This window comes from Rhodococcus kronopolitis, from assembly GCF_042654025.1.
GTDB classification, from domain to species: domain Bacteria; phylum Actinomycetota; class Actinomycetes; order Mycobacteriales; family Mycobacteriaceae; genus Rhodococcus_G; species Rhodococcus_G kronopolitis.
On the sequence record NZ_JBHSFO010000012.1, the window covers coordinates 214569 to 239649 of the forward strand.

Sequence of the window (25081 nt, forward strand, 5' to 3'; positions counted from 1 at the left end):
GATTCCCGTCGGGCCGGTTTCGTACGCGTCAGGTCACAGACCGGGGCGCTTGCCGATCGTCACGGTGACCTCACCGGTGTGCGCGAAGAAGTCGTTGCCCTTGTCGTCGACGACGATGAACGCGGGGAAGTCCTCGACGTCGATCTTCCAGACCGCCTCCATGCCGAGCTCTTCGTACTCGACGATCTCGACGTTCTTGATGCAGTCCAGCGCGAGCCGGGCCGCGGGGCCGCCGATGGAGCCGAGGTAGAAGCCGCCGTGGGTGTTGCAGGCGTCGGCGACCTGCTTGGAGCGGTTGCCCTTGGCCAGCATCACCATCGAGCCGCCCGCCGCCTGGAACTGCTCGACGTAGGAGTCCATCCGGCCTGCGGTGGTGGGTCCGAACGAGCCGGACGCCAGTCCCTCCGGGGTCTTGGCCGGACCGGCGTAGTACACCGGGTGGTCCTTGAGGTACTGCGGCATCTCCTCGCCGGCGTCGAGGCGCTCCTTGATCTTCGCGTGCGCGATGTCGCGCGCGACGACCAGCGGGCCGGTCAGCGAGAGCCGGGTCTTGACCGGGTGCTTGGACAGCTCGGCGAGGATCTCCGGCATCGGCCGGGTCAGGTCGATCTTGACCGCGGCGCCCTTGCCGGTGCCCGAGATGCCGTCGGTGTCGGCGTCGAGCTGGGCGTCGGTGACCTCCGGCAGGAACCGACCCGGGTTGAACTCAAGCTGCTCGAGGAACACGCCCTCGGGGGTGATCTTGGCCTTGGCCTGACGGTCCGCGGAGCAGGAGACCGCGATCGCGACGGGCAGCGAGGCACCGTGGCGGGGGAGACGCACGACGCGGACGTCGTGGCAGAAGTACTTGCCGCCGAACTGCGCGCCGATGCCGATCTTGCGGGTCAGGTCCAGCACGGCCTCCTCGAGCTCCAGGTCGCGGAATCCGCGGCCGGTGATCGCGCCCTCGTTGGGCAGCTCGTCGAGGTAGTGCGCCGAGGCGTACTTGGCGGTCTTGAGCGCGAACTCGGCGGACGTGCCGCCGACCACGATCGCGAGGTGGTACGGCGGGCAGGCCGCGGTGCCGAGGGCGCGGATCTTGGCCTCGAGGAACTGCATCATCGAGTCCGGGTTCAGGATCGCCTTCGTCTCCTGGAACAGGTAGGACTTGTTGGCGCTGCCGCCGCCCTTGGCCATGAACAGGAACTTGTAGGCGTTCTCGTGGCCCTTGGCCGTGTCCGCGTACAGCTCGATCTGCGCGGGCAGGTTGTTGCCCGTGTTCTTCTCGTCCCACATGGTGATGGGGGCGTTCTGCGAGTACCGCAGGTTCAGCCGGGTGAAGGCGTCGTACACGCCGCGGGCGATCGACTCCTCGTCGTCACCGGGGGTGAGCACCTGCTGGCCGCGCTTGCCCATGACGATCGCGGTGCCGGTGTCCTGGCACATCGGCAGCACGCCTGCCGCGGCGATGTTGGCGTTCTTGAGCAGGTCCAGCGCGACGAACTTGTCGTTGTTCGACGCCTCGGGATCGTCGAGGATGCTGGCCAGCTGCGTCAGGTGGTCGGTGCGCAGGTAGTGCGAGATGTCGTGCAGCGCGGTCTCGGTGAGCAGTCGCAGCGCCTCGGGCTCGACGCTCAGGAAGGTGCGGCCGTCCGGTCCCTCGACGGTGGACACCCCCTCGGTGGTGAGCAGCCGGTATTCGGTGGTGTCTTCACCGATCGGGAGCAGGTCCTCGTAAAGGAATTCGGCCATCGTCTCTCCTGAGCAAGGGGGTGTGGAAAGTTCGCGACAAGGCTAGTCTCAGGCGTTTCACCTGGCCCCAGCCGGGGCGATGGGTGTGATTGCCGTCACCGGCATCAGCTCCGGGCGTCCGTACGATGGACTGTCGGTGGCCGTTCGACCTCGGTCGCCGGGGGAGCAGACGCATGCAGCCGACGACCGGACCGGTGATCGCCACCGCGGGGACGGCCGCTGCCGCCGTCACCCGTCCCCTCGGCCGATTCGACCCGCGATCCTGGGTACACCTGCGTTCCTGGATCGACGTCGCGGTGGTGGTCGCGGTCCTGGTCGCCACCAATCTCGTCGCGCACTTCACCACCGTCTGGGCGTCGATCGCGACGGTGCCGATCGCGGCATTCGTGCTGCTCGCCCTGAGCCGACGCCGCGGCCTGCACTGGGCCGAACTGGGCCTCTCGCCCCGGCACTGGAAGGCCGGCTCGAAGTACGCGCTCGCCGCGGTGGGGCTGGTGCTGGCCGTGGTCGCGGTCGGCATCGCGCTGCCGTTCACCCGACAGTTCTTCCTCTCCGAGCGGTACGCCACCGTCTCCGGCGCGCTGATCGCGTCGATGGTCGTCATTCCGCTGCAGACCGTCATCCCCGAGGAGCTCGCGTTCCGCGGGGTGCTGCACGGCACCCTCGACCGGGTGACCGGCGCCCGCGGGCTGTTCGCGGCCGGTTCGCTGCTGTTCGGGCTCTGGCACATCGCGTCGTCGCTGGGACTGACCGCCGGGAACCAGGGGCTGACCGGGATCCTCGGGGGCGGGTTCGTGGGCCAGGTCCTTGGCATCCTCGGCGCGGTGCTGGCCACCGCCGCCGCCGGATTCGTCTTCACCTGGCTGCGCAGGCGCAGCGGCAGCCTGCTCGCGCCGATCGCGTTGCACTGGTCGCTCAACGGGATCGGCGCGCTGGCGGCCGCCCTGGTCTGGCACGTGTCGGTGTCCTGACGCCGCCCCGGCAGCGCTCCGTCCTGGCCCGGGAACACCGGCCGAGCCGGCGGGAGCTGCCGTAGTCTCAGAGACCATGACGGCCAGCGACTGTCGACTCGTCAGTGCCGTGGCGGCCGGAGCGGGCTGACGGTGTCCGCGGCCCGCGCGGCGAAGGACCGACTGCACGAGAGCGTGCGGTCGGCCGGAACCTCGCTGGGCGGCTGGATCGGCCGGTCGAGTTACCTGCGCAAGTGGCTGGTCCTCGGCGTCGCGATCGGCGTCATCGCGGGGCTCGGTGCCGTCGTGTTCTACCTCGCGCTGACCCAGGCGACGCATCTGCTGTTGGGGGTGCTCGGTGGCTACACGCCGCCCGCCGCGGCCGGTGAGGGCGGCGGCGCCGGGAGCGGCGACTTCACCCGGCCGTGGGCGATCCCGCTGATCGTGTGCCTCGGCGGGCTGGTGTCCGGGTTCGTCGTGTTCACCTGGGCGCCGGAGGCCGCCGGTCACGGCACCGACGACGCGATCGACGCGATCCACCACAATCCCCGGAAGATTCGGGTTCGTGCCGTGGTCGTCAAGCTCGTCGCCTCGGCGATCACGATCGGGTCCGGCGGGTCCGGCGGCCGGGAGGGACCGACCGCGCAGATCTCCGCGGGATTCGGCTCACTGCTGGCCCGGACGCTCGACCTGCCGGCCCGGGACGGCAGGATCGCGGTCTCGGTGGGCATAGGGTCCGGCATCGGCGCGATCTTCGGGGCGCCGCTGGGCGGGGCGCTGCTGGCCGGGTCGATCGCCTATCGCGACGACTTCGACTTCGAGGCGGTGATCCCGGGTCTGATCACCTCGATCGTCAGCTACTCGGTGTTCGGCTCGCTGCTCGGGTTCGCGCCGTTGTTCGGCTACGCGGCCGCCGACTACCGCTTCACCGATCCGTGGCACCTGGTGTGGTTCGCGATCATCGGGGTGCTCGGCGGGCTGATCGGGTTGCTGTACTCCGGCACCTTCTACCGGGTGACGGCGTTGGCCGCCGCGGCTCCCGGCAGCGCGATGTTCAAGCCGGCGGTCGGGGGACTGCTGGTCGGCCTGCTCGCGCTGGTGCTGCCGCAGGTGCTCGGCAGCGGGTACGGGTGGGTGCAGCAGTCGCTGGGCCGTGACGAGCTGATGGCGATCCCGCTGTGGGTGGTGCTGGCTTTGCCGCTGGCGAAGATCCTGGCCACCTCCCTGTCGATCGGCTCGGGCGGCTCCGGCGGCATCTTCGGTCCGGGCATGGTGATCGGCGCGTTCGTCGGTGCCGGGGTGTGGCGGGTGCTCGAGCCGTTCGCTCCGGGGATCCCGGACAGCCCGGCGCCGTTCGTGATCGTGGGCATGATGGCCTGCTTCGGCAGCATCGCCCGCGCGCCGCTGGCGGTGATGGTGATGGTCGCGGAGATGACCGGCGGCCTGACCGTCCTCGCGCCTGCGATGCTCGCCGTGGGGCTCGCCTACCTGATCGTCCAGCGCACCGGGAAGACGATCTACCGCTCGCAACTGGGCACTCGCGAGGAGTCCCGCGCGGCACGAGTGCGGCTCGGGATGCCGCTGCTGGGACGGGTCGCGGTGGCGGAGTCGATGTCCGAGCCCCGGCTGGTGCTCGGTGCCGAGACGACCTGCGCCGACGCTGCGGAGCGGATACGGGTCGCCGCGGTGCCGGGTGCGCCGGTGGTCGACGGCGCGGGGCGCTTCGTCGGGACGGTCGCCCGCACCGACCTCGACGGCCTGCCCGCGGACGAGGCGGCCGGGCCGCTCGCGCGTCGGGTCGATGCGAGCGCCCCGACCGTCGGCATCGCGGGAGACCTCGACCAGGCGCTGGACGCGATGTCCGATCGGGTCCGCTGGGTGAGCGTCCTCGACGAGGGGCGACGGGTCCGGGGCATCGTCGCCGTTCGCGATCTGGTCCACGGGTACCGGACCGAGGTGCAGGCCGAGGAACGGCGGGTGAGCAACGTGGGTTCGCACGTGGATGTGCTCGAGGCGCGGGTCGGTGCCGGTGCCCCGGTGCTGGGACGTCCGCTGGGGCAGGGTGTGCTGCCCGGCGGTTGCCTGGTGCTTGCGGTGCAGCGCGGTGACGCCGTGTTGCCGGGCACTGCCTCGGTGGTGCTGCGCGTCGGCGACGTGGTGACGGTCCTCGGCCGTCCGGACCTGCTCGAGATCGCGCGGTGGGCGGTCGTGGGGAACGACCCGGGCAACCGGCCCGCCAGCTGAGGCGTCGTCCCGAGGTTCGACGGGGAACGGGAGGGTGCCGTGTGACTGCTGAAACGGAAGTGAACTGGCGAGCCCAGAGTGGCTGTGATGGAATGCACAGGCTCGGACCTGATCGCCTATCAGCAATTGCGAGGCAACCGTGAATGTGTCACGTCGGAACCTGTTCAAGTACGCGGCGGCCGGCTCGGCGGCGCTCGGGGTGGCCGCGCTCGGCGTGAACCCGGTCGCGGGTGCCGAACCGAGCCTCGGGACGCTGGTGGACTACTCCGGCGGCGTGCCGGACGCCGCGGCGATCCTCGCGGCCGGCCACGTGGGCGCGATCCGGTACGTCTCCGACCCGCGTCCCGACGCGGCGTGGATGACCGGCAAGCCGATGCGCGCCGCGGAGGCCGACGCCCTGACCGCCGTCGGCCTGGAGGTGGTCTCCTGCTACCAGTTCGGCAAGGCTGCCACCGCGGACTGGCACGGCGGGTACGCGGCGGGTCAACGGCACGCCGAACGCGGACTCGAACTGCACCTGGCGGCAGGCGGTCCGCAGGACCGGCCGATCTACGCCTCCATCGACGACAAGCCGACGGCAATCGAGATCGCGACCCAGATCCTGCCGTACCTCAAGGGCTGGGAGTCGGTGATCGGGCACGCGAACACCGGCGTGTACGCGAACTCGGGGACCATCGACGCCGTGCGCGCGGTGGGTCTCGGTTCGTACTTCTGGCAGCACAACTGGGGCACCCCGAAGGGCTATGTGCACCCGGCCGCACACCTGCACCAGTACGAGATCGACAAGCGGGCGATCGACGGTGTCGGGATCGACCTCAACTCGATCCTGCGCGCCGACTACGGGCAGTGGTCGTTGGCCTGACCGGTCAACGACCACCGCCCGAGTCAGTCGGGTCGGCGGGTCAGCAGGCCGGCTTGGCCATGTTGTAGATCTCCTGCGCCTGCTCCGGGGTCGCGGCGGTGCCCTCGTTGCCTGCCCTGGCCTCGAGCGAGGTGACGACCTCGGACTCGGGCTTGTCCGCATCGATGTCGGCGCAGGTCTGCTCGAGGATGTCGCCGATCACCGCGTCGTCGCGGCCCTCGGCGAGGCTCGGGTACCGGACCTTGAAGGTGGCGGTGAAGGTCGCGACCTTGGCCGTGTCGACGGCGCCGCGGGCCTGGCTGGCGAGGGTGCTGACCGCGGCGCCCGCGGAGGAGGCGGCCGACTCGGCAGCCGCGCCGACCGACGACGCCGCACCTTCTGCCGCGTTGGCCGCCGAACTGAGCGCGGCGGACACGTTGTCCTTGGCGCTGTTCGGGGTGGAGTCGGTGCTGCCGGAGTCGTCCGAGCTACACCCGACGACGGCGAAGGCAAGGGCAGAGACGGTGATTACAGCTGCTGCGATTCTCATGTTCGGAGCGTAACCCCGTGGTAGTGCCGAGCCACGGATGTCGACCTCGGGCGGTTCGCGGGGAATCCGCAGACCAGTAGCGGTACCGTCGTGAGAAATCTACTGTCGCGCCGGAATCGGAGAACCCATGGACGTCATCGTGAACCTGCTGTACACGGTCGCCGCGAACCTCTACGACGGGATCTCTGCGGGCTCGGCCGAGCCCGCCACGCCGCCGACCACCCAGGTCGCCCCGGAGTAGTCGGCGTCGCGCCCGGGTGTGGGCAGGCGGTGTTCGTCAGGCGCCGACCGCGGCGAGCCACTGCCGGGCCTCGTCCGGCAGGGTGCCCGCGGCCTCGGCGCTGCGGCACCAGCGCTTGGTCATCCTGAGGAACTTCATCGGGTTGTAGATGTCTTCCTCGCACGACCACAGGCCGTCGCCCGCGTAGTGCAGGATCGTCAGGTTCGAGGCCTCGTGAATCGTGCCGTCGCCGAGATCGCGCATGGGATTGCGGATCTCGCAGATGATCGTGCCGCGGTCTACGTCGACGGTGTGCCAGGCGGCGGGGAACTCGGTCATGTGGCTGCCGGGGAACGCCGTCATCGTCCGAACGACCCACTCACGGATCTCCTCGCGACCGGAGAACGTGCCGTAGGCGTGCTCGATGTAGTCCGCGTCCTCGGTGAACATCTCCGCGAAGAGGTTCCAGTCCCCGGTCCGGGTGGCCTCGACGACGGTGTCCTGATAGCCCTGGAATGCCTCTTCCAGCTCAGCCTTGGTGAAGCGTGCGGTGCTCGTCGATAGGTCGGTCACGTGGTTCTTCTCCCGGGTCAGCTTGGGTGCACGGTCAGGTCTGGGTGTGTGCCAGCGGCGACGCGGCCAGCTCCGGTTCCTCCGGCAACACGTGCAGCGGACGGTCCCCGGGGCTCTCGCGGGTGCCGCGCCACGACAGCAGCGACCACTGGGACAGTCCGGAGAGCGCCGACCCGATGCTGCCGAACGAGCCGCTGGACAGCGCGGAGCCGGCCGATCCGATCGAGCCTATCGACAGGAACGAACCCACACTGCCGATCGAGAGAATCGAGTAGGCGGATCCGATCGAGAGGATCGAACCCTCCGAGCGGATCGACAGGATCGAACGCCGGGAGTGGCTGGACTTCCAGCAATTGGGGGAGGCCATTCCTCGGTCTACCACAGTGCCTGCGGATGCAGAAGGGCCCCTCGCAGTGCGAGGGGCCCTTCTGGAGTCGAACCTGGCGGTCGGTGTCAGCCGACGGTGGCGATGCCGAGGGTCGGGAGGAAGCTGCAGGTGACGGGAGCGCCACCCTCCTTGTCGGTGGTCAGGCCGCCGGAGATCACCGAGAGCACGCGGCCGCGGCCGGTGTCGGAGATGACCGAGAGGGTGGCCGGACCGTCCGGGTTGATCCGCGCGGCGGTGGTGAGGGTGTCAGTGCCGGACCGCTGGTTGTCGATGTTGACCCAGGAGACGGTCAGCGGGTTGGGCTGCTCGGCGCTGGCCTTGCCGGTGCCGAGGGCGGTGAACACGAAGCCGGTCTGCTCGGCGTTCGGCCCGGGAGGCGGCAGGTGGGCGGGGCCGGGCACGGCCAGCGCGGTCGCGATCGAGTCGCCGGTGCCATCGATGCAGCCCTTGCCGATCGACGGGTAGAGGAACTGCGCAATGGCAGGACCGTCCGCAGGCGGGAGGTCGGGGCCGCCGCCGCCGCTGCCGTCGAGGAAGGTGATGACCTTCTCCAGGGTGGCCTTCGTCTGCGGGGGCAGGTTGGCCGCCTCGAGCATGGCCTTGGCCTGGGCGAGGAGCTCGGCCTGCGGGGCGCCCGCGATGTCGGTGGGTCCGGCCGCGGCGCCGATGATCGCCGGTGCCATCGAGGCGAGCGCCTCGATGTTCAGGACCTCCGGAGCCGAGATCGGTGCGGGTTGGGCGAAGGCATTCGCCGGTACCGCCAATGCTGCTGCGGCGGCAAGCGCCACTCCGGTGATCGTTCTGCGCGTTCCTCGCGTACGAAGCACGGTCTCCCCATCCTTGTTACTCAAGCGTCGGCTGGCCTGGCCGGCCACTCGTGTCGAGGGGCCACTCTAGTGCAGGCTGCCTGGCGGTTGTACAGCGTTTGAAAAGTGAACCCCGCGGCGAACCGGGATGCGAAGGGTCTCACGTCCCGAGTTGTCTGGGGCATTGTATTCACACACTCGGTCGTTTTGGGCTGTCCGGTGACCATAGCCTGTGAACAGAGTGATACACGGTGTTGTTGATGCAACTGTTATGGATGCGATTGATGTGATTGATGTGATTGATCGGTGCGTCCGGTCGGTCACCGGTGCGCCCAGCGGTGCGGCGAGCGCCGACCGAGCGGTCAAGTAGGCTCGCCCGCGAACACTTCGGGTTCGACCCGTCGCCCACACCACACGGGAGAACCCGAACACTGTGCCCGAGACCACCTCCGTGTCCGCGACTGTTGCGCGAAGCCCGCGAACGGGACCCCTCGCCGAGCGCGTGCTGAGACTTGCGCCGGTCCTGTTGGCGGTCTCGGTGTTGGTCAGGATGGCCTGGGGGTTCCTCAGCCCCAACGGCATGAACCTGGTCGACCTGCACGTCTACGTCGACGGCTCGGCCGCGCTGCTCGGCGGCAACCTCTACGACTTCACCTACTCGGAGCTCACGCCCGACTTCCCGCTGCCGTTCACCTACCCGCCGTTCGCGGCCCTGGTGTTCCTGCCGCTGCACTACCTCCCGTTCACGCTGGTGGGGGTGCTCTGGCAACTGCTCACGATCGGTGCGCTCTATCTGCTGATCAGGATGAGCCTGGAACTGGTGCTGGGCTCCCGAGCGCTCGATCCCCGCTGGACGTCGATCGCACTGATCTGGACCGCGGTCGGGATGTGGACCGAGCCGGTGCGATCGACACTGGACTACGGCCAGGTCAACGTGTTCCTCGCACTGGGCGCGATGGTGGCCGTCCGCAGCCCTCGCTGGTGGGTGGCTGGTGGGCTGGTCGGTCTGACCGCCGGCATCAAGCTCACCCCGGCGATCACCGGGATGTACTTCGTGCTGCGGGGCCGCTGGCGGGCGGCGGTGTTCTCCGCGGTCGCCTTCGCGGGGACCGTCGGGATCAGCTACCTGCTCATCGGATCGGAGGCGCGTCAGTACTTCGAGCACCTGCTCGGCGACGCGTCCCGGATCGGACCCGTCGGCTCGGTGTGGAACCAGTCGATGCGCGGTGCGCTGAGCCGAGTGGCCGGACACGACGTGGAGAGCGGCTGGCTGTGGCTGACGGCGGTCGCGGTGGCCGCAGTCCTCGCGCTGGCTGCCTGGCGGGCGCTGGGTCCCGACGACCTACTGGGCACGTTGGTGGTCGTCCAGCTGTTCGGACTGCTGATCTCGCCGATCTCGTGGTCGCACCACTGGGTGTGGCTGATCCCGATGCTGATCTGGCTGGTGCACGGCCCACTGTCGGACCGCCTGGGTTCGCGAGTGCTGGCGGGCTGCTGGCTGGCAGCGATCCTGGTCGGGGTGCCGTGGATTCTCAGCTTCTTCCAGGACTCGATCTGGCTGATCTCGCGCCCCGGGGTGTTGGCCTGGCTGGGCACCGTGAACGCCGTCGGCGCGCTCGCCTTCTACCTCTGGCTGATCTGGGCTGGGCGGGTCAGTCCCCGGCCAGCCGATCGATCTCCCCGGCAAGGTCCACGTCCAACGAGGTGAGGCCGCCCGCCGAGTGGGTGGAGCAGGTGAAGGTCACCGTGCGCCAGCGGATGTCGATGTCCGGGTGATGGTTGCGGGACTCCGCCGCCACGGCCACCCGGTCGACCAGCGCGATGGCGTCCGGGAACGTGGAGCATTCGAGTCGCCGGACGATCGCGTCCCCGTCCCGCCGCCACTGCGGCAGTTCGGTCAGTGCGGCGGCTACCTCGGTGTCCGACAGCAGTTCGGCCATGACAATGATGGTCCCATGCAGAGCGGTGAACCGCGAGAGGTCGCGGCGGCGGCAATGGTGGCGGACGGTCGACTGCTGCTCGCCCAGCGGGTGGCCCCGCCGGAGCTGGCCGGGATGTGGGAGCTGCCGGGCGGCAAGGTCGAGCCGGGCGAGACGCCGGCGGACGGGCTGCGCCGGGAACTGGTCGAGGAACTGGGCGTGCGGACCGCGGTCGGCGGCCGGGTCGGGGCGGACGTCCCGCTGCCGAACGGGATGGTGCTGCGCGCCTACCGGGTGACGCTCCTCGACGGCGAGCCGACGGCCCTCGAACACTCGGCGGTGCGCTGGGTCGGGCCTGCGGAGCTCACGGCCGCGGACCTGGTCCCGAACGACAGGGCCTGGCTGCCGGACCTGTTGGCGATGTTGAGTGTGGAGCGCGCCCGGAAGTAGCGGTCCGTTCTCGGGCAATTCGGGGCCGGGGGCTTTGGGGTGACTCGGGCAATGGGTGCCGGAATTCCCCAGCCGGGTGAGCCGTAACTGCCGCTGCACACGCGCGGGCGGTGTCCGATGCAGAAATGAGATGTGAGGCGCCGTCGGGTCTCGGTCGTGGTTATCGGGACGGATGTCCAGTTCGGCCGGAGGTTTCCCGTTTGACCAGGGGTATTGGCTGCCGATGGGTGGTGGCGTGGGTTTCGGCGGCACGTCCGTGCGAGCGGTGTGACGGTTGTGTAATCGGCCTTCCGTAAATCTTGCGCTGGAAATGTGTATTACAAACTGCCCAATTCGGGTGGTAATTTCACCTCGCCGTTCGGCGGGCACGGTGCCGGCTCGGGCGGATTTGCTTGCCAGTAACGAATTTCGGCCGGCTTCGTCGGCCAGTTTCGTCTCTGTGGCTGCATCCCCGAGGAAAGGTGTGTGTACCGGTGCGAACCCGACATCTATCGACAGCGATTCGTAGGGCGGCGGTGGTATCCGCGGCCGTCGCCCTCGCAGTGGCCGCTCCCGGCGTCACCGCGAACGCGCAGACCCCGGCCAACCCGACCGGTGACCCGAGCCTCGACTGGCTCTACGGCCAGAACAGCGACTTCGCCGGTGGCGGGGGCAGTCTCGGCAGCCTGGGCAGCAGTGGTGGCGCGTTCAAGGACGCCTTCTACAGTCCGCCGGCGAACATCGGATCGCTCGACAACGGCGCCGTCATCCGGGAGCGCGACGTACAGCCGATCCCGCTGGTCGGCGGCCGGGCGAGGCAGCTCGCCTACAAGACCCTCAATTCGCAGGATCAGCCGACCCTCACCGTCACCACCGTGTTCACACCGGAGTGCGGGGGCGGTTCGGCCGGTTCGTCCGGGTCGATCGGTTCGCTGCTCGGGTCCGCGGGCGGATCGCTCGGCGGCGGCGGCGAGTGCGGTGTGGGTGCGGGCAAGCTCATCTCCTACCAGCACGCGACCAACAGCCTCGGCATGAAGTGTCAGCCGTCGGTGCTGTTCAACGACGGCAACCCGATCACCACCCTGTCGGTGGCGGTGCCGTTCTTGCAGGAGGCACTCAAGCGCGGGTACTCGGTGTCGGCGCCGGACCACAACGGCCCGCTGTCCTCGTTCATTGCGGGTAACACCGAGGGGCATTCGGTGCTCGACGGTATCCGCGCCACCGAGAGTCATCTCAAACTCGCGGCCGACACCGAGGTGGCGCTGGTCGGTCAGTCCGGTGGCGCGCACGCCACGGCGTGGGGTGCCCAGCTGGCTCCGAGCTATGCGCCGGAGTTGAACGTGATCAGTGCCGCGATGGCAGGTCCGCCGCTGGACATCCTGGCCACGGGCCGTCAGAACAACGGGAAGGGCACCTCGTTCTTCTACATGGCGGCGGTGGTCGCGCTGTTCCGTGAGTACCCGGAGGAAGCGGATCCGAACGGGTTCTTCACCGAGGAGGGCAAGAAGGTCGTTCAGCAGTTCGGTGACGCGTGCATGCTCGGTGACGGTCTCGGGACCGGTCCGGACGGGTACGGAACGCGCACCCTGCAGAGCCTGACGAACTGGCCTGAGTCCGATGACCCGATTCCGCACTGGCCCAAGGCGGTGGCGGTCGGCGAGCTGAACCAGGCCGCGCGGCCGGGTCAGATCCCGGAGGTTCCGATGCTGATCGTCCAGGGTACCGAGGACGGCATCGTGCCGCCCGCGTCGACGACGGCGATGGTCGGCAAGTACTGCGCCGCGGGGGCGACCGTCGACTACCGACAGGTTCCGGGCGGTCACGTCGACGTCAGCATGAACCACTGGAACGAGCTGATGGACTACACGGATGACCGGTTCGCGCACAAGATGGCGCCGGACAACTGCTGAACACAGAGCTAGCTGAACACTGAGTTGATCGACTGGGGCCGTCGGGAAACCGGCGGCCCCAGTTGCTGTGAAATCGCTGTCAGGGTCGGCCGGGCCAACTGAGGGGAAGACATCAAACGTGTTGCGTTCAACTAGAGCATTTTCGGGGTTCATCACGGCGACCGTGGGTGCGTTGGCGGCGGCGGTGACGCTGGGTGTGGCGCCTGCGGCGGCCGTGCCGCTGCCCGGACCGACACCGCTGGCGGACAACTGGTCCCAGGGTCCCGCAGATCTGTCGGGGTACGCGAACGGCGACGTGATCCGCAGTCGCCCGGTCGAGGTGCGGTTCCCCGCGGACACCGCCTGGCCGGTCGTCAAGACCACTCAGCTGCTCTACCGCACCACCGACTCGTTCGGCACGCCGGTGACCACGACGACGACGGTGATGATTCCCGATCGTCCGTGGACCGGACCGGGCGAGCGGCCGCTGCTCTCGCAGCAGCAGGCCATGGACGCGCTCGGTCTCGAGTGCAACCCGTCGGTGACGCTGCCCGCGGGCAAGGGGCAGGACCTGGCCCTGATCTCGCCCATGCTTGCGCTCGGCTACGCGGTGGTTGCCTCCGACTACCAGGGCCCGGAGATGGCCTGGATCGCAGGCAGGCAGACCGCCCACGGTGTGCTCGACGGCATTCGCGCCGCGCAGCGCTTCGAGCCGCTGGGACTCTCGCGGTCACCGATCGTGATGTACGGCTACTCCGGCGGTGGCCATGCAACCGCGTGGGCAGCGGAGCAGAAGTCCTCGTACGCACCGGAACTGAACATCATCGGCGCCGCTGAGGGTGGGGTTCCCGGCGACCTGGCCGGGCTCAGCGCGACGCAGCCCGCCGTCGGATTCACCGCCTGGGGAACACTGCTCGGGTTGTCCCGGCAGTACCCGAGCCAGATCCGGCCGCAGGACTACCTGACGTCGGAGGGCATCGACTTCGCGAAGACGCTCACTGACGGGTGCCTGTCGGATCTGCTGGCCATGACCAAGGGCGTCAGCCTGGCGCAGTACTCGAAGGTCGGTGACATCCTGTCGCTGCCGTCGGTGCGCGCCGTCGTCGAGGAGAATTCGCTCGGCCGAACCGCGGCGACCCCGGACATGCCGCTCTACGTCTTCCACGACCCGAAGGACACGTTGATCCCGGACCGGGGCATGACCGGCGTGGTCCGGGAGTACTGCCAACGCGGGGTGAACGTGCAGTACGCGGCGGGACCGGGGATCGATCATGTCGGCTACGGCCTGGCGGGCATCCCGCCGGCCTACAAGTGGCTCGACGACCGGGTCGTCGGGCACCCGACGACCCCCAACTGCTGACCCGATAGGGGATCGCAGACCCGGAGGGGCTCGGGGAGGCGTGCGCTCAGGTGCGCGCCTTCTTGAGCCCCTTCTTCAGTTCCTTGCCCTTGACGCCCTCGTTCTCGAGCTTCTTCATCCGCATGATGACGACGGGGCACTTGAGGCATCGCTTCTTGCTGCGGCAGCACTTCTTCTTGGGCTTTAGCTTCGAGACCTGCTTCGCCTTGACCTTGCCCATCTCCGGCCCGGTCCTCCCGCTCGATGCTGATCCCGGTCGTCCGGGGTCCTGATCAAGTTAGCGTACCCTCAGGAATGGCCCGGTCGTGCACGGCGTTCCGCTCGCCGGGACGCCCGCCGGGACGCCCGCCGAGGTCGCCTGGTCAGCGCACCACGGGCCCGGCGAACTATCAGATTTGAGTGATCTACGCTGCACTTTTCGGAGGTATTGGCCTCTGGCGGGTAGTATCTAGCTGGCCGCAATGCCTGCACAGGACGATTCTGTGCCTGTCGATTCGCATTCGCGACGCGGCCGCCCGAGCCGTGCGAACCATGCTTCGTGTGGCGGAATCAGCCAGCCAGGAGACCGCAGCGTGCCTAGCACCACCTTCCGCAATGTTGCCATCGTCGCACACGTCGACCATGGCAAGACCACCCTCGTCGACGCCATGCTGCGCCAGTCGGGAGCGTTCGCCGAACGTGCCGAACTGGTCGACCGGGTGATGGACTCCGGTGATCTCGAGCGCGAGAAGGGCATCACCATTCTCGCCAAGAACACGGCGGTGCATAAGCACAACGAGGACGGCTCTGTCACCGTCATCAACGTGATCGACACCCCCGGCCACGCCGACTTCGGTGGCGAGGTCGAGCGCGGCCTGTCCATGGTCGACGGCGTCGTCCTGCTCGTCGACTCCTCCGAGGGCCCGCTGCCGCAGACCCGCTTCGTGCTGCGCAAGGCGCTCGCCGCGTCGCTGCCCGTCATCCTCGTGGTCAACAAGACCGACCGCCCCGATGCCCGCATCGAAGAGGTCGTCACCGAGGCCCAGGACCTGCTCCTCGACCTCGCGTCGGACCTGTCCGACGAGGCCGCCGAGGCCGCCGAGCTGGCGCTCGGACTGCCCGTCCTCTACGCCTCCGGGCGTGAGGGCAAGGCCTCGAAGGTCCAGCCCGAGAACGGCCAGGCGCCCGACGCCGAGAACCTCGACGCGCTGTTCCAGGTCCTCATGGAGCATGTCCCGGCCCCGAAGGGGACCGCCGACGCGCCGCTGCAGGCCCACGTCACCAACCTCGACGCCTCGGCGTTCCTCGGCCGTCTCGCGCTGGTCCGCATCCACAACGGCGAGCTCCGCAAGGGCCAGACCGTGTCCTGGATGCGTGAGGTCGACGGCGAGCCGGTCGTCACCAAGGCCAAGATCACCGAGCTGCTCGCCACCGTCGGCGTCGAGCGTCAGCCGGCCGAGCTCGCCGTCGCCGGCGACATCGTGGCCGTCGCCGGATTCGCGGACATCATGATCGGCGACACCCTCGCCGACCTGGAGAACCCCGTCGCGCTGCCCCGGATCACCGTGGACCAGCCCGCCATCTCCGTCACCATCGGCACCAACACCTCGCCGCTGGTCGGCCGGGTCAAGGGCCACAAGCTCACCGCCCGCATGGTCAAGTCGCGGCTCGACCAGGAGCTGGTCGGCAACGTCTCGCTCAAGGTCCTCGACATCGGCCGCCCGGATGCCTGGGAGGTCCAGGGCCGTGGTGAGCTGGCGCTCGCCATCCTGGTCGAGCAGATGCGTCGCGAGGGCTTCGAGCTCACCGTCGGCAAGCCGCAGGTGGTCACCCAGATCGTCGACGGCAAGGTGCACGAGCCCTTCGAGGAGCTCACCATCGACACCCCCGAGGAGTACCTCGGCGCGATCACGCAGCTGCTGGCGAACCGCAAGGGCAAGATGGTCCAGATGGCCAACCACGGTGCCGGCTGGGTCCGTATGGAGTTCATCGTCCCGTCGCGCGGCCTGATCGGCTTCCGCACCGACTTCCTCACCGAGACCCGCGGCACCGGCATCGCCAACGCCGTCTTCCACGGCTACGCGCCGTGGGCCGGCGAGATCCGTGCCCGCCACACCGGCTCGCTCGTCTCCGACCGCACCGGCACGGTCACCCCGTTCGCGATGATCCAGCTGGCCGACCGCGGCACGTTCTTCGTCGAGCCGGGTGCGGACACCTACGAGGGCATGGTCGTGGGCATCAACCCGCGTTCCGAGGACCTCGACATCAACGTCACCCGCGAGAAGAAGCTGACCAACATGCGTCAGTCCTCCGCCGACGTGATGGAGACCCTGGCCAAGCCGATCGAGCTGAGCCTCGAGGGCGCCATGGAGTTCTGTGCCGCCGACGAGTGCGTCGAGGTCACCCCCGAGGTTGTCCGCGTCCGCAAGCTGCACCTGTCGCAGACGGACCGCGCCCGCGAGCGTTCGCGTGCGAAGTCCCGTGACAAGGCCGCGCTGTAAAGTCTGCGCTTCGCGCACCGTGCGCGGTTGACGAGTCTGCCGACTCGTCAACCGCGCACGGCGTTTCAGCCGCAACGAAGGGACACCTCGAGTGCACCGAGCAGGACCAGTCGGCGCAGTCCCGTCGCTCCGCAGTCGCCGTTCCGAGCGGCGCAACCGGCGGATCCTGCCGATCGTCGGCCTCCTCGTTGCCGGCCTCGCACTGGCCGGGTGCACGGCGAATCCGCCGCCGCCGGTGGAGAGCACCGCCAGCCCGAAGCCCACGACGGCCGTGCCCACCAAGAACACCGTGGTGGTGGCGATCGACGACGTGGGTCAGGGGTTCAACCCGCACCTGCGTGCCGACCAGTCGCCGGTCAACTCGGCGGTCAGCTTGATGCTCTTCCCGAGCCCGTTCCGCCCGGTGCCCAGTCCCGGCCGCCCAGGTGGCACCGACTGGATCCCCGACGAATCCCTGCTGATCTCCGCGGACGTCACCGCCCAGGCGCCGTTCACCCTCACCTACCGGCTCCGGAACGAAGCGCAGTGGTCCGACAGCGCGCCCATCGCGGCCGAGGACTTCCGCTACCTGTGGCAGCAGATGATCACGCAGCCCGGCGTCGTCGACCCCGCCGGATATGCGCTGATCGACGACATCGGCTCGTCGGACGGTGGCAAGACCGTCACCGTGACCATGCGTTCGCCCTACCCGGCGTGGCGTGAACTGTTCACCGACCTGCTGCCCTCGCACCTGGTGAAGGACACCCTCGGCGGGTTCGCCCGTGGTCTCGCCGAGGACATCCCCGTCTCCGGCGGCTCGTTCCGCATCAAGTCCATCGATCGTGGCCGTGACGAGATCCTGCTCGAGCGAAACGACCGTTTCTGGGGTGAGCCCGCGGTCGCAGACCGGATCCTGATGCGCCGCGGCGGCTCCAATTCCCAACTGGCAGATTCACTTCGGACCGGTGACGCCCAGGTGGCGCAGGTGCGTGGCGCCGCGCAGTTGCAGGCCCAGCTGGCCGCCATCCCGACGGTGCAGGCCGCCACCACCTTCGCGCCGCGGGCGCTCGAACTCACCCTCAACGGCCGGGTGCCTGCGCTGGCCGACCAGCGGGTGCGCCGCGGCCTGCTCGGCCTGCTCGATCCGGACCTGCTGGCCCGGGTGGGCACCCCCGACGGAGCCGATGCCACCGTGGTGCGGGCCCAGGTGCTGGTGCCCTCGGATCCGGGCTACGCGCCGACGGCGCCGCCGCGGCCGACGACCGAACAGGCCCTGGCGCTGCTCGGCGAGTCGGGCTGGGTCCTCGCCCCGGTGGACAATCCGGATGCCGCGGAACCGAGCCGAATCATGAAGGACGGCAAGCCGTTCGGGTTCGTCATCGGAACGCCGGAGAACGACGACAGCGCGATCGCGGTCGCAAACACCGCCGCAGACCAGCTCCGCGGTGCGGGGATCGACGCGACGGTGCGGACGTTGCGTGCCGACGAACTGTATGGCCGCGCGGTGCTCGACGGGCAGGTCGACGCGGTCCTCGGCTGGGCCCGGGCCGGGTCCGACCCGGCGACGGCCATGGCCTCGAGGTTCGGCTGCCCGGCTCCGGTCCCGCCTGCGGTCGCACCCGCCGAGGATGAGGCTCCCGCGGGCGACGAGACCGACAGTGAGACAAGCGAAGCCGCGCCGGATCCGATGCCGGTGAACCTGTCCGGACTGTGCGACCCGGCCCTGCAGGTCGGCATCGACGACGCACTGCGCGGCACCGCGGATGTCCGCCAGGTGATCGCGCACGCCGAACCGCTGCTGTGGGACCTTGCCGCCGTGCTGCCGATCATGCAGGACACCACCGTGGTCGCGGCCGGCCCGGACGTCGAGGGTGTCTCACTCGACGGGGCCGTCCAGGTCGGAATCTTCGCCGACGCCGACCACTGGTCCAGGAAGAAGAAGTGATGGCAGAGAACGGAAACGGTCGACGGCTGCTGCTGGTGCACGCGCACCCGGACGACGAGACCATCACCACCGGCGGCACCATCGCGCACTACGCCGCGACGGGTGCCGAGGTCACCGTACTGACCTGCACCCTCGGCGAGGAGGGTGAGGTGATCGGGGACCGCTGGGCCCAGCTGGTGGCGGACCGCGCCGACCAGCTCGGTGGCTACCGCATCGGCGAACTCACCGCGGCGCTGGCGCAACTCGGTGTCGACGCCCCGCGCTTCCTCGGCGGCGCCGGGCGCTGGCGCGACTCCGGGATGGCCGGAACCCCGTCGGCGGCGAATCCCCGGGCCTTCGTCAACGCCGACGCGGACGAGGCGACCGCCGCACTGGTGGCGGTGATCCGCGAGCTGCGTCCGCAGGTGGTCGTCGGCTACGACCCGAACGGCGGTTACGGGCACCCGGACCACATCCAGGCGCACCGGCTGACCACCGCCGCGGTCGAGGCCGCGGGCACCGACGCGTACCCGGACGCCGGCGCGCCCTGGCAGGTGGCGAAGCTGTACTGGACCGTCACCGAGCACGCCGCCCTGGAGGACGGGATCTGCGCGATCGGTGAGCTGCCGGACGGGTGGCGGCTGCCGGAGCCGGGGGAGCGGGCCTGCGTCCCGGACGAGACGGTAACCACGGACGTGGACGTGACCGCGGTGCTGGCGGCCAAGCGGGCGGCGCTGGCCGCGCACGCCACTCAGGTCGCGGTGTCCGAGCTCGGGCCCGAGTTCACCCTGTCGAACAACATCGCGCTGCCGATCCTCGGCACCGAACACTTCACCCTGGTCCGCGGCGAGCTCGGGCCGGTCGGTGCGGACGGTCGCGAGCACGACCTGTTCGCCGGTGTCCCGGCCGCCGAGGGGTAGCGACAGCCCGGCCCTGACGACATAGGCTGTGCAGTGCGTCACACCGGTGGCGCGGCTCGGCGGGAGGGATCCGATGGTCAACTCGGGTGTGCAGGACGCGATCGTGGCATTTGTGGACTCGCTGCGGCCGAATGCGCAGATGTACCACGACATGTACATGAACGGGCTGTACTCGTTCGTGGACATGCAGAGCCACCTGCTGACCCTGCTCGGCTACCCGCCGGTGGACTGACCGCGCCGCCTACCATCGTGGGTATGACGGCCAGCGTTCGACCAGACCACACGACTCGCGGGATCCTCGACTCGGCGATCCTCGCGTTGCTGGTGTTCGACGGCTTCCTCACCGCGGTGCTCGCGGTCCTGTTCCTGCCGCTCCGACTCGGGACCGTTCCGTTCCCGGTCGCCGCGTTGATCGCCGCGGCGGTCAACGTGCTGCTGGTGTTCGGCGCCAGGACCGTCACCGACCGGGCGTCGCGGATGGCGCTGCCGCTGCTCGGCTGGTTCGTCGGGTTCGTGGTGTGCATGTTCGGCGGGCCGGGAGGGGACGCGATGATGCTCGCGGACTGGCGCACCCTGCTGCTGCTCGTCGCCGGCCTGGTCCCCGCCGGGGTGCTGCTGATGAAGTTCGCCGCCGACGAGGCGGTCGCTCGCGGCCGTCGGTGACCCCGCGCCTCGGGATGCGATTCGCTCGATTCCCGCTGGGCGTCGACCGACGGCTGCTACCGTCCGGTCGACCGGGCACCGCGAGGACTGGAGTGGACACGTGATCGAGGCATCAGGGTTGGGGAACCGGATGGGTCGGAAGGGCTGGGCCGCAGCGGCATTGGCCGCCACCGTCACCGCTGCGGCAGTCGTGGTCGGCACGGGCGCGGCCCACGCGGATCCGCTGCCCGCCGACGGGCTCAACGAGGTGCTGTTCGTCGGCAACAACTGGGAAGGCACCGCGGACGTCATCGAGTCGACCGGCGACTACGCCAAGGTCGGACGGGTGAACATGATCCCGGACAAGGAGGCCCGGCTCGAGGCGATCAACCTCGACCCGGTCAAGCTGGCCTTCTTCCTCGGCGTGCGGTTCACCGCGGGCGAGGGACACGACCAGTTCGTGGACGACATGTACACCACTCCGGACGGCTCGGCCGTGGTGGCGTCCCGGCCGAGCTTCGCGGACGTCGTCTCGATCGACCTGGTCACCGGAAAGATGAACTGGCGCTTCCCGGTGTCGGGGTTCCGCGCGGACCACATGGCGGTCTCGCCGGACGGCAACCGGGTCGCGGTCTCGGCGTCCACCAGCAACACGGTGCACGTGCTCGACATCCACACGGGTGCGCAGGTCGGGTCGTTCAAGACCGGGGACAAGCCGCACGAGAACGTCTTCACCGACGGCGGCCGCTACCTGTGGAACATGGCGATCGGTGAGGTGAACACCGGGACGGACGACCCGTCGCAGGACGGAACCAAGGGCGACCGCAGGATCACCGTCGTCGACGCCCAGACCTTCCAGACGGTCAAGGTGATCGACATGCGAGACCGACTGGACGCCTTCGGCCGCCAGGACCTGTCGGACTCGGTGCGGCCCGTCGCGTTCAGCCCGGACGAGAGCAAGCTGTACTTCCAGGTGTCCTTCTTCAACGGCTTCGTCGAATACGACGTCGCCACCGACAAGATCACCCGCGTCAAGGAACTGCCGAAGAACCCGGACACCGACCCGGACCGGACCACCTGGGTCAACGACTCGCGTCATCACGGCATGTCCATCAACCCCGACGGCAGCAAGCTGTGCATCGCCGGGACGATGGACGACTACGTGACGATCGTGGACACCGCCACCCTCGACGAGTCCCCGCTCGTCCCGGCGGCAAAGCCGTACTGGGCCACCGTCAACGGCGACGGCACGCACTGCGTGATCTCCGAGAGTGCCTCCGACACCGTCAGCGCGATCGACTTCGCGACCGGTCGGAAGGTGGCGACGGTGCCCGTGGGCGACCACCCGCAGCGGGTGCGCATCGGGCACGTTCCGGCCGGCTGGACCGGTACCCCCGTCGTCGAGACCGGCGGTGGGAGTGTCGGCAGCGGGAGCCTGGACAGCGGGAGCCTGGGCAGTGGGGGCCTGGACACCGGCAGCGTCGGCTCCTAGAGGAGCCCCGCGGCGCGGCCGGCGGCGGTGAGCACCGACTCGATCATCGCCGGCGTGAGCCGACCGGTGAAGGTGTTCTGCTGACTGACGTGGTAGCAGCCGAACACGTGCAGTGGATCTCGCTGCGGCGTGGCCGGTTCGAGCAGGACGTGCGCGCCGTGTCCGAACTTCGGCCGCGGCGTGGGCACCGCCCAGCCCGCCGCCCGCAGCGTCGGCAGCAGTGTCTGCCAGCCGAATCCGCCGAGCACCAGCACCGCCCGCAGCGTCGGGGTCAGCAGCCGCAGTTCCTCGTCGAGCCAGCGTCGGCAGGTGTCCCGCTCGCGGGTGGTCGGCCTGTTCTGCGGCGGCGCGCAGTGCACCGGTGCGGTGATCCTGGTGCCCCGCAACGTCAGGCCGTCCCCGACGGCGGTGGCGGTGGGCTGGCTGGCCAGTCCCACCGCGTGCATCGCGGCGTAGAGCACGTCGCCGCTGCGGTCGCCGGTGAACATCCGGCCGGTCCGGTTGGCGCCGTGGGCGGCCGGCGCCAACCCGACGATCAGCAGCGACGCGTCCACCGGGCCGAAACCGGGAACCGGCCGCCCCCAGTATGTCTCGTCGCGGAAGGCGGCCCGCTTCTCGCGGGCGACCTGCTCGCGCCACGCCACCAGTCGGGGGCAGCGCCGGCACTCGATCAGTGCGCGGTCCATGGCGTCGAGCGTCGGGAACGTCACCGTCGCGCCCGCAGGGTCACCAGCTGGAACGGGCGCAGCGTCAACGCCACGGCGTCGCCCTCGTCGGTGCAGCCGGGTGGCGGGTCCAGTGGCCGCTCGAGCAGGTCGACGAACCCGACCCCGGTGTGCGGGAAGTCCAGCGTCACCCGCGCGGCGGACCGGGCGCCGGTCGACTCGTAGAGGCGCACCACCACGTCGCCGCTACGGTCCTGGGCGAGCTTGACCGACTCGACCACCACGGCCGGGTTCGACACCTCGAGCAGCGGCGCGACTGCCCGTGCGCCCCTGACGGTTCGGGCAGACAGGTTGAGCCGGTAGCCCTCCGCGACGGCGTCGGCGATCGAGGCGCCCGGCAGCACCGAGACCCTCATGGTGTGCCGACCCTGGTCCGCCTCGGGGTCGGGGTACAGGGGTGCCCGCAGCAGGGACAGACGCACCGTGGTGGTGGTGCCGATGTCCCCGTGGGTGTCCCGGCTGACGTCGTGGCCGTAGGTGGAGTCGTTCGCCACCGCCACCCCGTACCCGGGTTCTCCGACATGCACCCAGCGGTGCGCGCAGATCTCGAACTTCGCGAGGTCCCACGAGGTGTTCGAGTGAGTGGGACGGAACACGTGACCGAACTGGGTCTCGGCGGCGCTGCGGTCGGCCTGCACGTCGAACGGGAACGCCAGCTTGAGCAGCTTCTGCCGTTCGTGCCAGTCGATGTCGTGGGCGATGTCGAGGGCGCGGGCTCCGGGTGCGAGTCCGAGTCGCTGCACCACCGTCGAGTCGCCGAACGACCGGCGCACCACGACGGCGTCACCGTCCCGGGTCACGGAGTCCGCCCGACGGAGATCGGTGACGGTGTTGCGGTAGAACTCGTCGATGTCCCAGGCGTCCCACCGGTTCGGGGTGTCCCGGTGCAGTTGCAGCAGGTTGCCGACGGCGCCCGGTGCGAGCGACTCGCGTCCCGTTGCCGTGTCGACCAGCGAGGTGAGCAGGCCGTCGGCCGAGACGACCGCGCGTAGCAGACCGTTGTCGAGGGCGAAGCCGTCGCCATGCGGGATCACTCGGGTGGGTTCGGCCGCGGTCTCGGGTTCGGCGATGCCGAGCGCAGGCACGCCGTCGCGCGGGTGCGGCGTCGCGTTCAGCATGAGGAGGGAATCGCCCGCACCGGTGAGCGCGTGCGCCGCGGTGTCGATCACGGTCTCGAGCCGGGCGGCGACGGCCGCGTAGTTGCGCTCGGCGTCGCGGTGCACCCAGGCGATGGAACTGCCCGGCAGGATGTCGTGGAACTGCTGAAGCAGCACCAGTTTCCACACCTGATCGAGCTCGTCGTACGTGTAGGGCGCGCCGGAGCGGACGGTGGCCATCGTCGCCCACAGTTCCGCCTCGCGCAGGAGGTGCTCGCTTCTCCTGTTGCCCCGCTTGGTCTTTGCCTGCGAGGTGTAGGTGCCGCGGTGCAGTTCCAGGTAGAGCTCCCCGGACCACACCGGCGGCGACGGGTACTCGGCCTCGGCGCGGGAGAAGAAGTTGGCGGGGGAGTCGATCGTGACCGTGGGCGAGCCTTCCAAGGAGCGGGTGCGCTCCGCCGCGGCCAGCATCTCGCGGGTGGGTCCGCCGCCGCCGTCGCCCCAGCCGAACGGCACCAGCGAGACGGTGCCCGCGCCGTGGTCGCGGTAGTTCCGCTGGGCGTGGGCAAGGTCGTGGCCGGAGAGGTCCGAGTTGTACTTGTCGACGGGCGGGAAATGGGTGAACACCCGGGTGCCGTCGATGCCCTCCCAGCGGAAGGTGTGGTGCGGCATCCTGTTGGTCTGGTTCCAGGAGATCTTCTGCGTGAGGAAGTACCGCGAGCCGGAGGCGACCACCAACTGCGGCAACGCCGCCGAGTAGCCGAACGAGTCCGGCAGCCACACCTCCGGGGTGTCGACGCCGAACTCGTCGAGGAAGAACTGCTTGCCCGCGAGGAACTGTCGCGCCATCGCCTCCCCGCCCGGCATGTTGGTGTCGGCCTCGACCCACATGCCGCCGACGGGCACGAACTGGCCGGCGGCCACCTTCTCCCGGATCCGCTCGAACAGCTCGGGGTAGGCCTGCTTGACCCAGTCCAGTTGCTGTGCGGACGAACACGCGAAGCGGAAGCCGGGATGCTCGTCCATCAGCGCCACCACGTTGGCGAAGGTGCGGGCGCACTTGCGGACGGTCTCGCGGACCGGCCACAGCCACGCCGAGTCGATGTGTGCGTGTCCCACCGCGACCAGGTGGTGTGCGCTGGCGTATGCGGGCCGGGACAGCGCCTCCCGCAACAGTTCCCGGCCGTTCGCCGCGGTCCCCGGGACGTCGTCGGGGTCGACGGCGTCGAGCATCCGCTCCAGCGCGCGCAGGATCTCGTGCCGGCGCGGCAGGTCGAACGGCAGCGCATGCATCAGGCCCTCGAGCGCCGAGATGTCCTGCGTCAGCTCCCACACGGTGACATCGCGCAGTGCCAGGTCCACCCGTCGCAGCCGGTACAGCGGGTCCTGCCCGGCCGTGTCGATCTCGCCCAGTGTGGTCGGCCGGAAGCCGAAGCCGGCGGCCACATCCGGGTTGGCGGCGAGTTCGAGGTAGACGTCGAGGGGAGCGTGTGGGTCCACCGGTAGGTAGGCGTTCATCGGGGAGATCGCCTTGAGCACCGTGCCGTTGGGGCGGTACGCGAGTGCCTCAGCGTTGAATCCCGGGCCGCCGGTGAAGCCGGGGTCGACCACGAGTTCCACCTCGAGGCCGTCCCGTCCCCGCCAGTGCGCCGGGACGGTACCGGTCACGTGCAGCCACACCGTGCCCCACGGCCGGCCCCAGTGGGTGCCCACCTCGACCGGGGTGAACTTCTGCGCCACCGCCTCTGCGAACGGAACCGGCTCGCCGGGCACCGTCCACGCCGTGAGTGCCGCGGGTACGCATTCGCGGTACAGCGCGGGTCGCAGTCGTTCGTCCACGAACCGTCGTAGCCGGTCCTCCACGGTCTGCCGGTCGTCGTGCATCGTGGCCTCCCTCGGCGGCGACCGTTCCGACGCTACCC

The 25081-nt window shown here is 69.6% G+C and carries 22 protein-coding genes and 1 pseudogene; 14 read left to right on the forward strand and 9 right to left on the reverse strand.

What is annotated here, in order from left to right; translation table 11 throughout:
* Positions 1–33 precede the first annotated feature (33 nt).
* On the reverse strand, positions 34–1731 hold the full coding sequence (locus ACFO6S_RS17990) for a fumarate hydratase (RefSeq protein ID WP_378419317.1): 1698 nt from the start codon (positions 1729–1731) through the stop codon (positions 34–36).
* Positions 1732–1904: 173 nt separating this feature from the next.
* Here ACFO6S_RS17990 and ACFO6S_RS17995 point away from each other — a divergent pair, with 173 nt between their 5' ends.
* The 4 genes and pseudogenes from ACFO6S_RS17995 to ACFO6S_RS18010 all read left to right on the forward strand — a co-directional run bounded on the left by ACFO6S_RS17995 (position 1905) and on the right by ACFO6S_RS18010 (position 5787).
* Positions 1905–2702 (forward strand): CPBP family intramembrane glutamic endopeptidase, encoded by a 798-nt coding sequence (locus ACFO6S_RS17995; RefSeq protein ID WP_378419319.1) that lies wholly within the window; start codon positions 1905–1907, stop codon positions 2700–2702.
* A 162-nt stretch (positions 2703–2864) separates the two neighbouring features.
* Positions 2865–4241, forward strand: a pseudogene (locus tag ACFO6S_RS18000) (chloride channel protein); the annotation flags it as partial.
* Between the two features lie 51 nt (positions 4242–4292).
* Positions 4293–4925, forward strand: a complete 633-nt coding sequence (locus ACFO6S_RS18005; RefSeq protein ID WP_378419461.1) for a CBS domain-containing protein — start codon at positions 4293–4295, stop codon at positions 4923–4925.
* Positions 4926–5064: 139 nt separating this feature from the next.
* A complete protein-coding gene (locus ACFO6S_RS18010) occupies positions 5065–5787 on the forward strand; it encodes a DUF1906 domain-containing protein (protein ID WP_378419321.1) in 723 nt (240 codons plus the stop codon).
* A gap of 40 nt (positions 5788–5827) precedes the next feature.
* Here ACFO6S_RS18010 and ACFO6S_RS18015 read toward each other — a convergent pair whose 3' ends face one another.
* The 4 genes from ACFO6S_RS18015 to ACFO6S_RS18030 all read right to left on the reverse strand — a co-directional run bounded on the left by ACFO6S_RS18015 (position 5828) and on the right by ACFO6S_RS18030 (position 8324).
* Positions 5828–6316 (reverse strand): hypothetical protein, encoded by a 489-nt coding sequence (locus ACFO6S_RS18015; RefSeq protein ID WP_378419323.1) that lies wholly within the window; start codon positions 6314–6316, stop codon positions 5828–5830.
* Between the two features lie 277 nt (positions 6317–6593).
* Positions 6594–7109 carry a nuclear transport factor 2 family protein gene (locus ACFO6S_RS18020; protein WP_378419325.1) on the reverse strand — a complete coding sequence of 172 codons (516 nt, stop codon included), beginning with the start codon at positions 7107–7109 and terminating at the stop codon, positions 6594–6596.
* Between the two features lie 34 nt (positions 7110–7143).
* A complete protein-coding gene (locus ACFO6S_RS18025) occupies positions 7144–7476 on the reverse strand; it encodes a hypothetical protein (RefSeq protein WP_378419326.1) in 333 nt (110 codons plus the stop codon).
* Between the two features lie 86 nt (positions 7477–7562).
* Positions 7563–8324 carry an Rv1157c family protein gene (locus ACFO6S_RS18030; RefSeq protein ID WP_378419328.1) on the reverse strand — a complete coding sequence of 254 codons (762 nt, stop codon included), beginning with the start codon at positions 8322–8324 and terminating at the stop codon, positions 7563–7565.
* Between the two features lie 430 nt (positions 8325–8754).
* Here ACFO6S_RS18030 and ACFO6S_RS18035 point away from each other — a divergent pair, with 430 nt between their 5' ends.
* Positions 8755–10011: a mannosyltransferase gene (locus ACFO6S_RS18035; RefSeq protein WP_378419330.1), complete on the forward strand. Its 1257-nt coding sequence runs from the start codon at positions 8755–8757 to the stop codon at positions 10009–10011.
* Here the strand turns inward: ACFO6S_RS18035 and ACFO6S_RS18040 are convergent.
* Positions 9956–10243: a 4a-hydroxytetrahydrobiopterin dehydratase gene (locus ACFO6S_RS18040; protein WP_378419332.1), complete on the reverse strand. Its 288-nt coding sequence runs from the start codon at positions 10241–10243 to the stop codon at positions 9956–9958. The two genes, ACFO6S_RS18035 and ACFO6S_RS18040, sit on opposite strands and share 56 nt — an antisense overlap.
* Positions 10244–10258: 15 nt before the next feature.
* Here ACFO6S_RS18040 and ACFO6S_RS18045 point away from each other — a divergent pair, with 15 nt between their 5' ends.
* From ACFO6S_RS18045 to ACFO6S_RS18055, 3 genes are all read left to right on the forward strand, one after another.
* Entirely contained in the window at positions 10259–10672 is a 414-nt protein-coding gene (locus tag ACFO6S_RS18045) for a (deoxy)nucleoside triphosphate pyrophosphohydrolase (RefSeq protein WP_378419333.1), read from the forward strand.
* A gap of 515 nt (positions 10673–11187) precedes the next feature.
* Positions 11188–12561: a lipase family protein gene (locus tag ACFO6S_RS18050; protein ID WP_378419335.1), complete on the forward strand. Its 1374-nt coding sequence runs from the start codon at positions 11188–11190 to the stop codon at positions 12559–12561.
* A 163-nt stretch (positions 12562–12724) separates the two neighbouring features.
* A complete protein-coding gene (locus tag ACFO6S_RS18055) occupies positions 12725–13900 on the forward strand; it encodes a lipase family protein (protein WP_378419337.1) in 1176 nt (391 codons plus the stop codon).
* 46 nt (positions 13901–13946) lie between these two features.
* Here the strand turns inward: ACFO6S_RS18055 and ACFO6S_RS18060 are convergent, their stop codons facing one another.
* Positions 13947–14120, reverse strand: a complete 174-nt coding sequence (locus tag ACFO6S_RS18060; protein WP_378419338.1) for a hypothetical protein — start codon at positions 14118–14120, stop codon at positions 13947–13949.
* Between the two features lie 352 nt (positions 14121–14472).
* Between ACFO6S_RS18060 and typA the strand changes: the two genes are divergently transcribed.
* The 6 genes from typA to ACFO6S_RS18090 all read left to right on the forward strand — a co-directional run bounded on the left by typA (position 14473) and on the right by ACFO6S_RS18090 (position 21337).
* Complete coding sequence (gene typA, locus ACFO6S_RS18065) at positions 14473–16380, forward strand: translational GTPase TypA (protein ID WP_378419340.1); 1908 nt, start codon at positions 14473–14475, stop codon at positions 16378–16380.
* 91 nt (positions 16381–16471) lie between these two features.
* Positions 16472–18304, forward strand: a complete 1833-nt coding sequence (locus ACFO6S_RS18070; RefSeq protein WP_378419342.1) for an ABC transporter family substrate-binding protein — start codon at positions 16472–16474, stop codon at positions 18302–18304.
* Entirely contained in the window at positions 18304–19203 is a 900-nt protein-coding gene (gene mshB, locus ACFO6S_RS18075; RefSeq protein WP_378419344.1) for an N-acetyl-1-D-myo-inositol-2-amino-2-deoxy-alpha-D-glucopyranoside deacetylase, read from the forward strand. The genes ACFO6S_RS18070 and mshB overlap by 1 nt, the downstream gene beginning before the upstream one ends.
* A gap of 73 nt (positions 19204–19276) precedes the next feature.
* Positions 19277–19435: a hypothetical protein gene (locus ACFO6S_RS18080; protein WP_378419346.1), complete on the forward strand. Its 159-nt coding sequence runs from the start codon at positions 19277–19279 to the stop codon at positions 19433–19435.
* 23 nt (positions 19436–19458) lie between these two features.
* Positions 19459–19866 (forward strand): hypothetical protein, encoded by a 408-nt coding sequence (locus ACFO6S_RS18085; RefSeq protein WP_378419348.1) that lies wholly within the window; start codon positions 19459–19461, stop codon positions 19864–19866.
* 100 nt (positions 19867–19966) lie between these two features.
* Positions 19967–21337: a YncE family protein gene (locus ACFO6S_RS18090; protein WP_378419350.1), complete on the forward strand. Its 1371-nt coding sequence runs from the start codon at positions 19967–19969 to the stop codon at positions 21335–21337.
* Here ACFO6S_RS18090 and ACFO6S_RS18095 read toward each other — a convergent pair.
* Complete coding sequence (locus ACFO6S_RS18095; RefSeq protein WP_378419462.1) at positions 21334–22023, reverse strand: uracil-DNA glycosylase; 690 nt, start codon at positions 22021–22023, stop codon at positions 21334–21336. The two genes, ACFO6S_RS18090 and ACFO6S_RS18095, sit on opposite strands and share 4 nt — an antisense overlap.
* A gap of 20 nt (positions 22024–22043) precedes the next feature.
* Complete coding sequence (locus ACFO6S_RS18100; protein ID WP_378419352.1) at positions 22044–25043, reverse strand: alpha-mannosidase; 3000 nt, start codon at positions 25041–25043, stop codon at positions 22044–22046.
* Positions 25044–25081 lie beyond the last annotated feature (38 nt).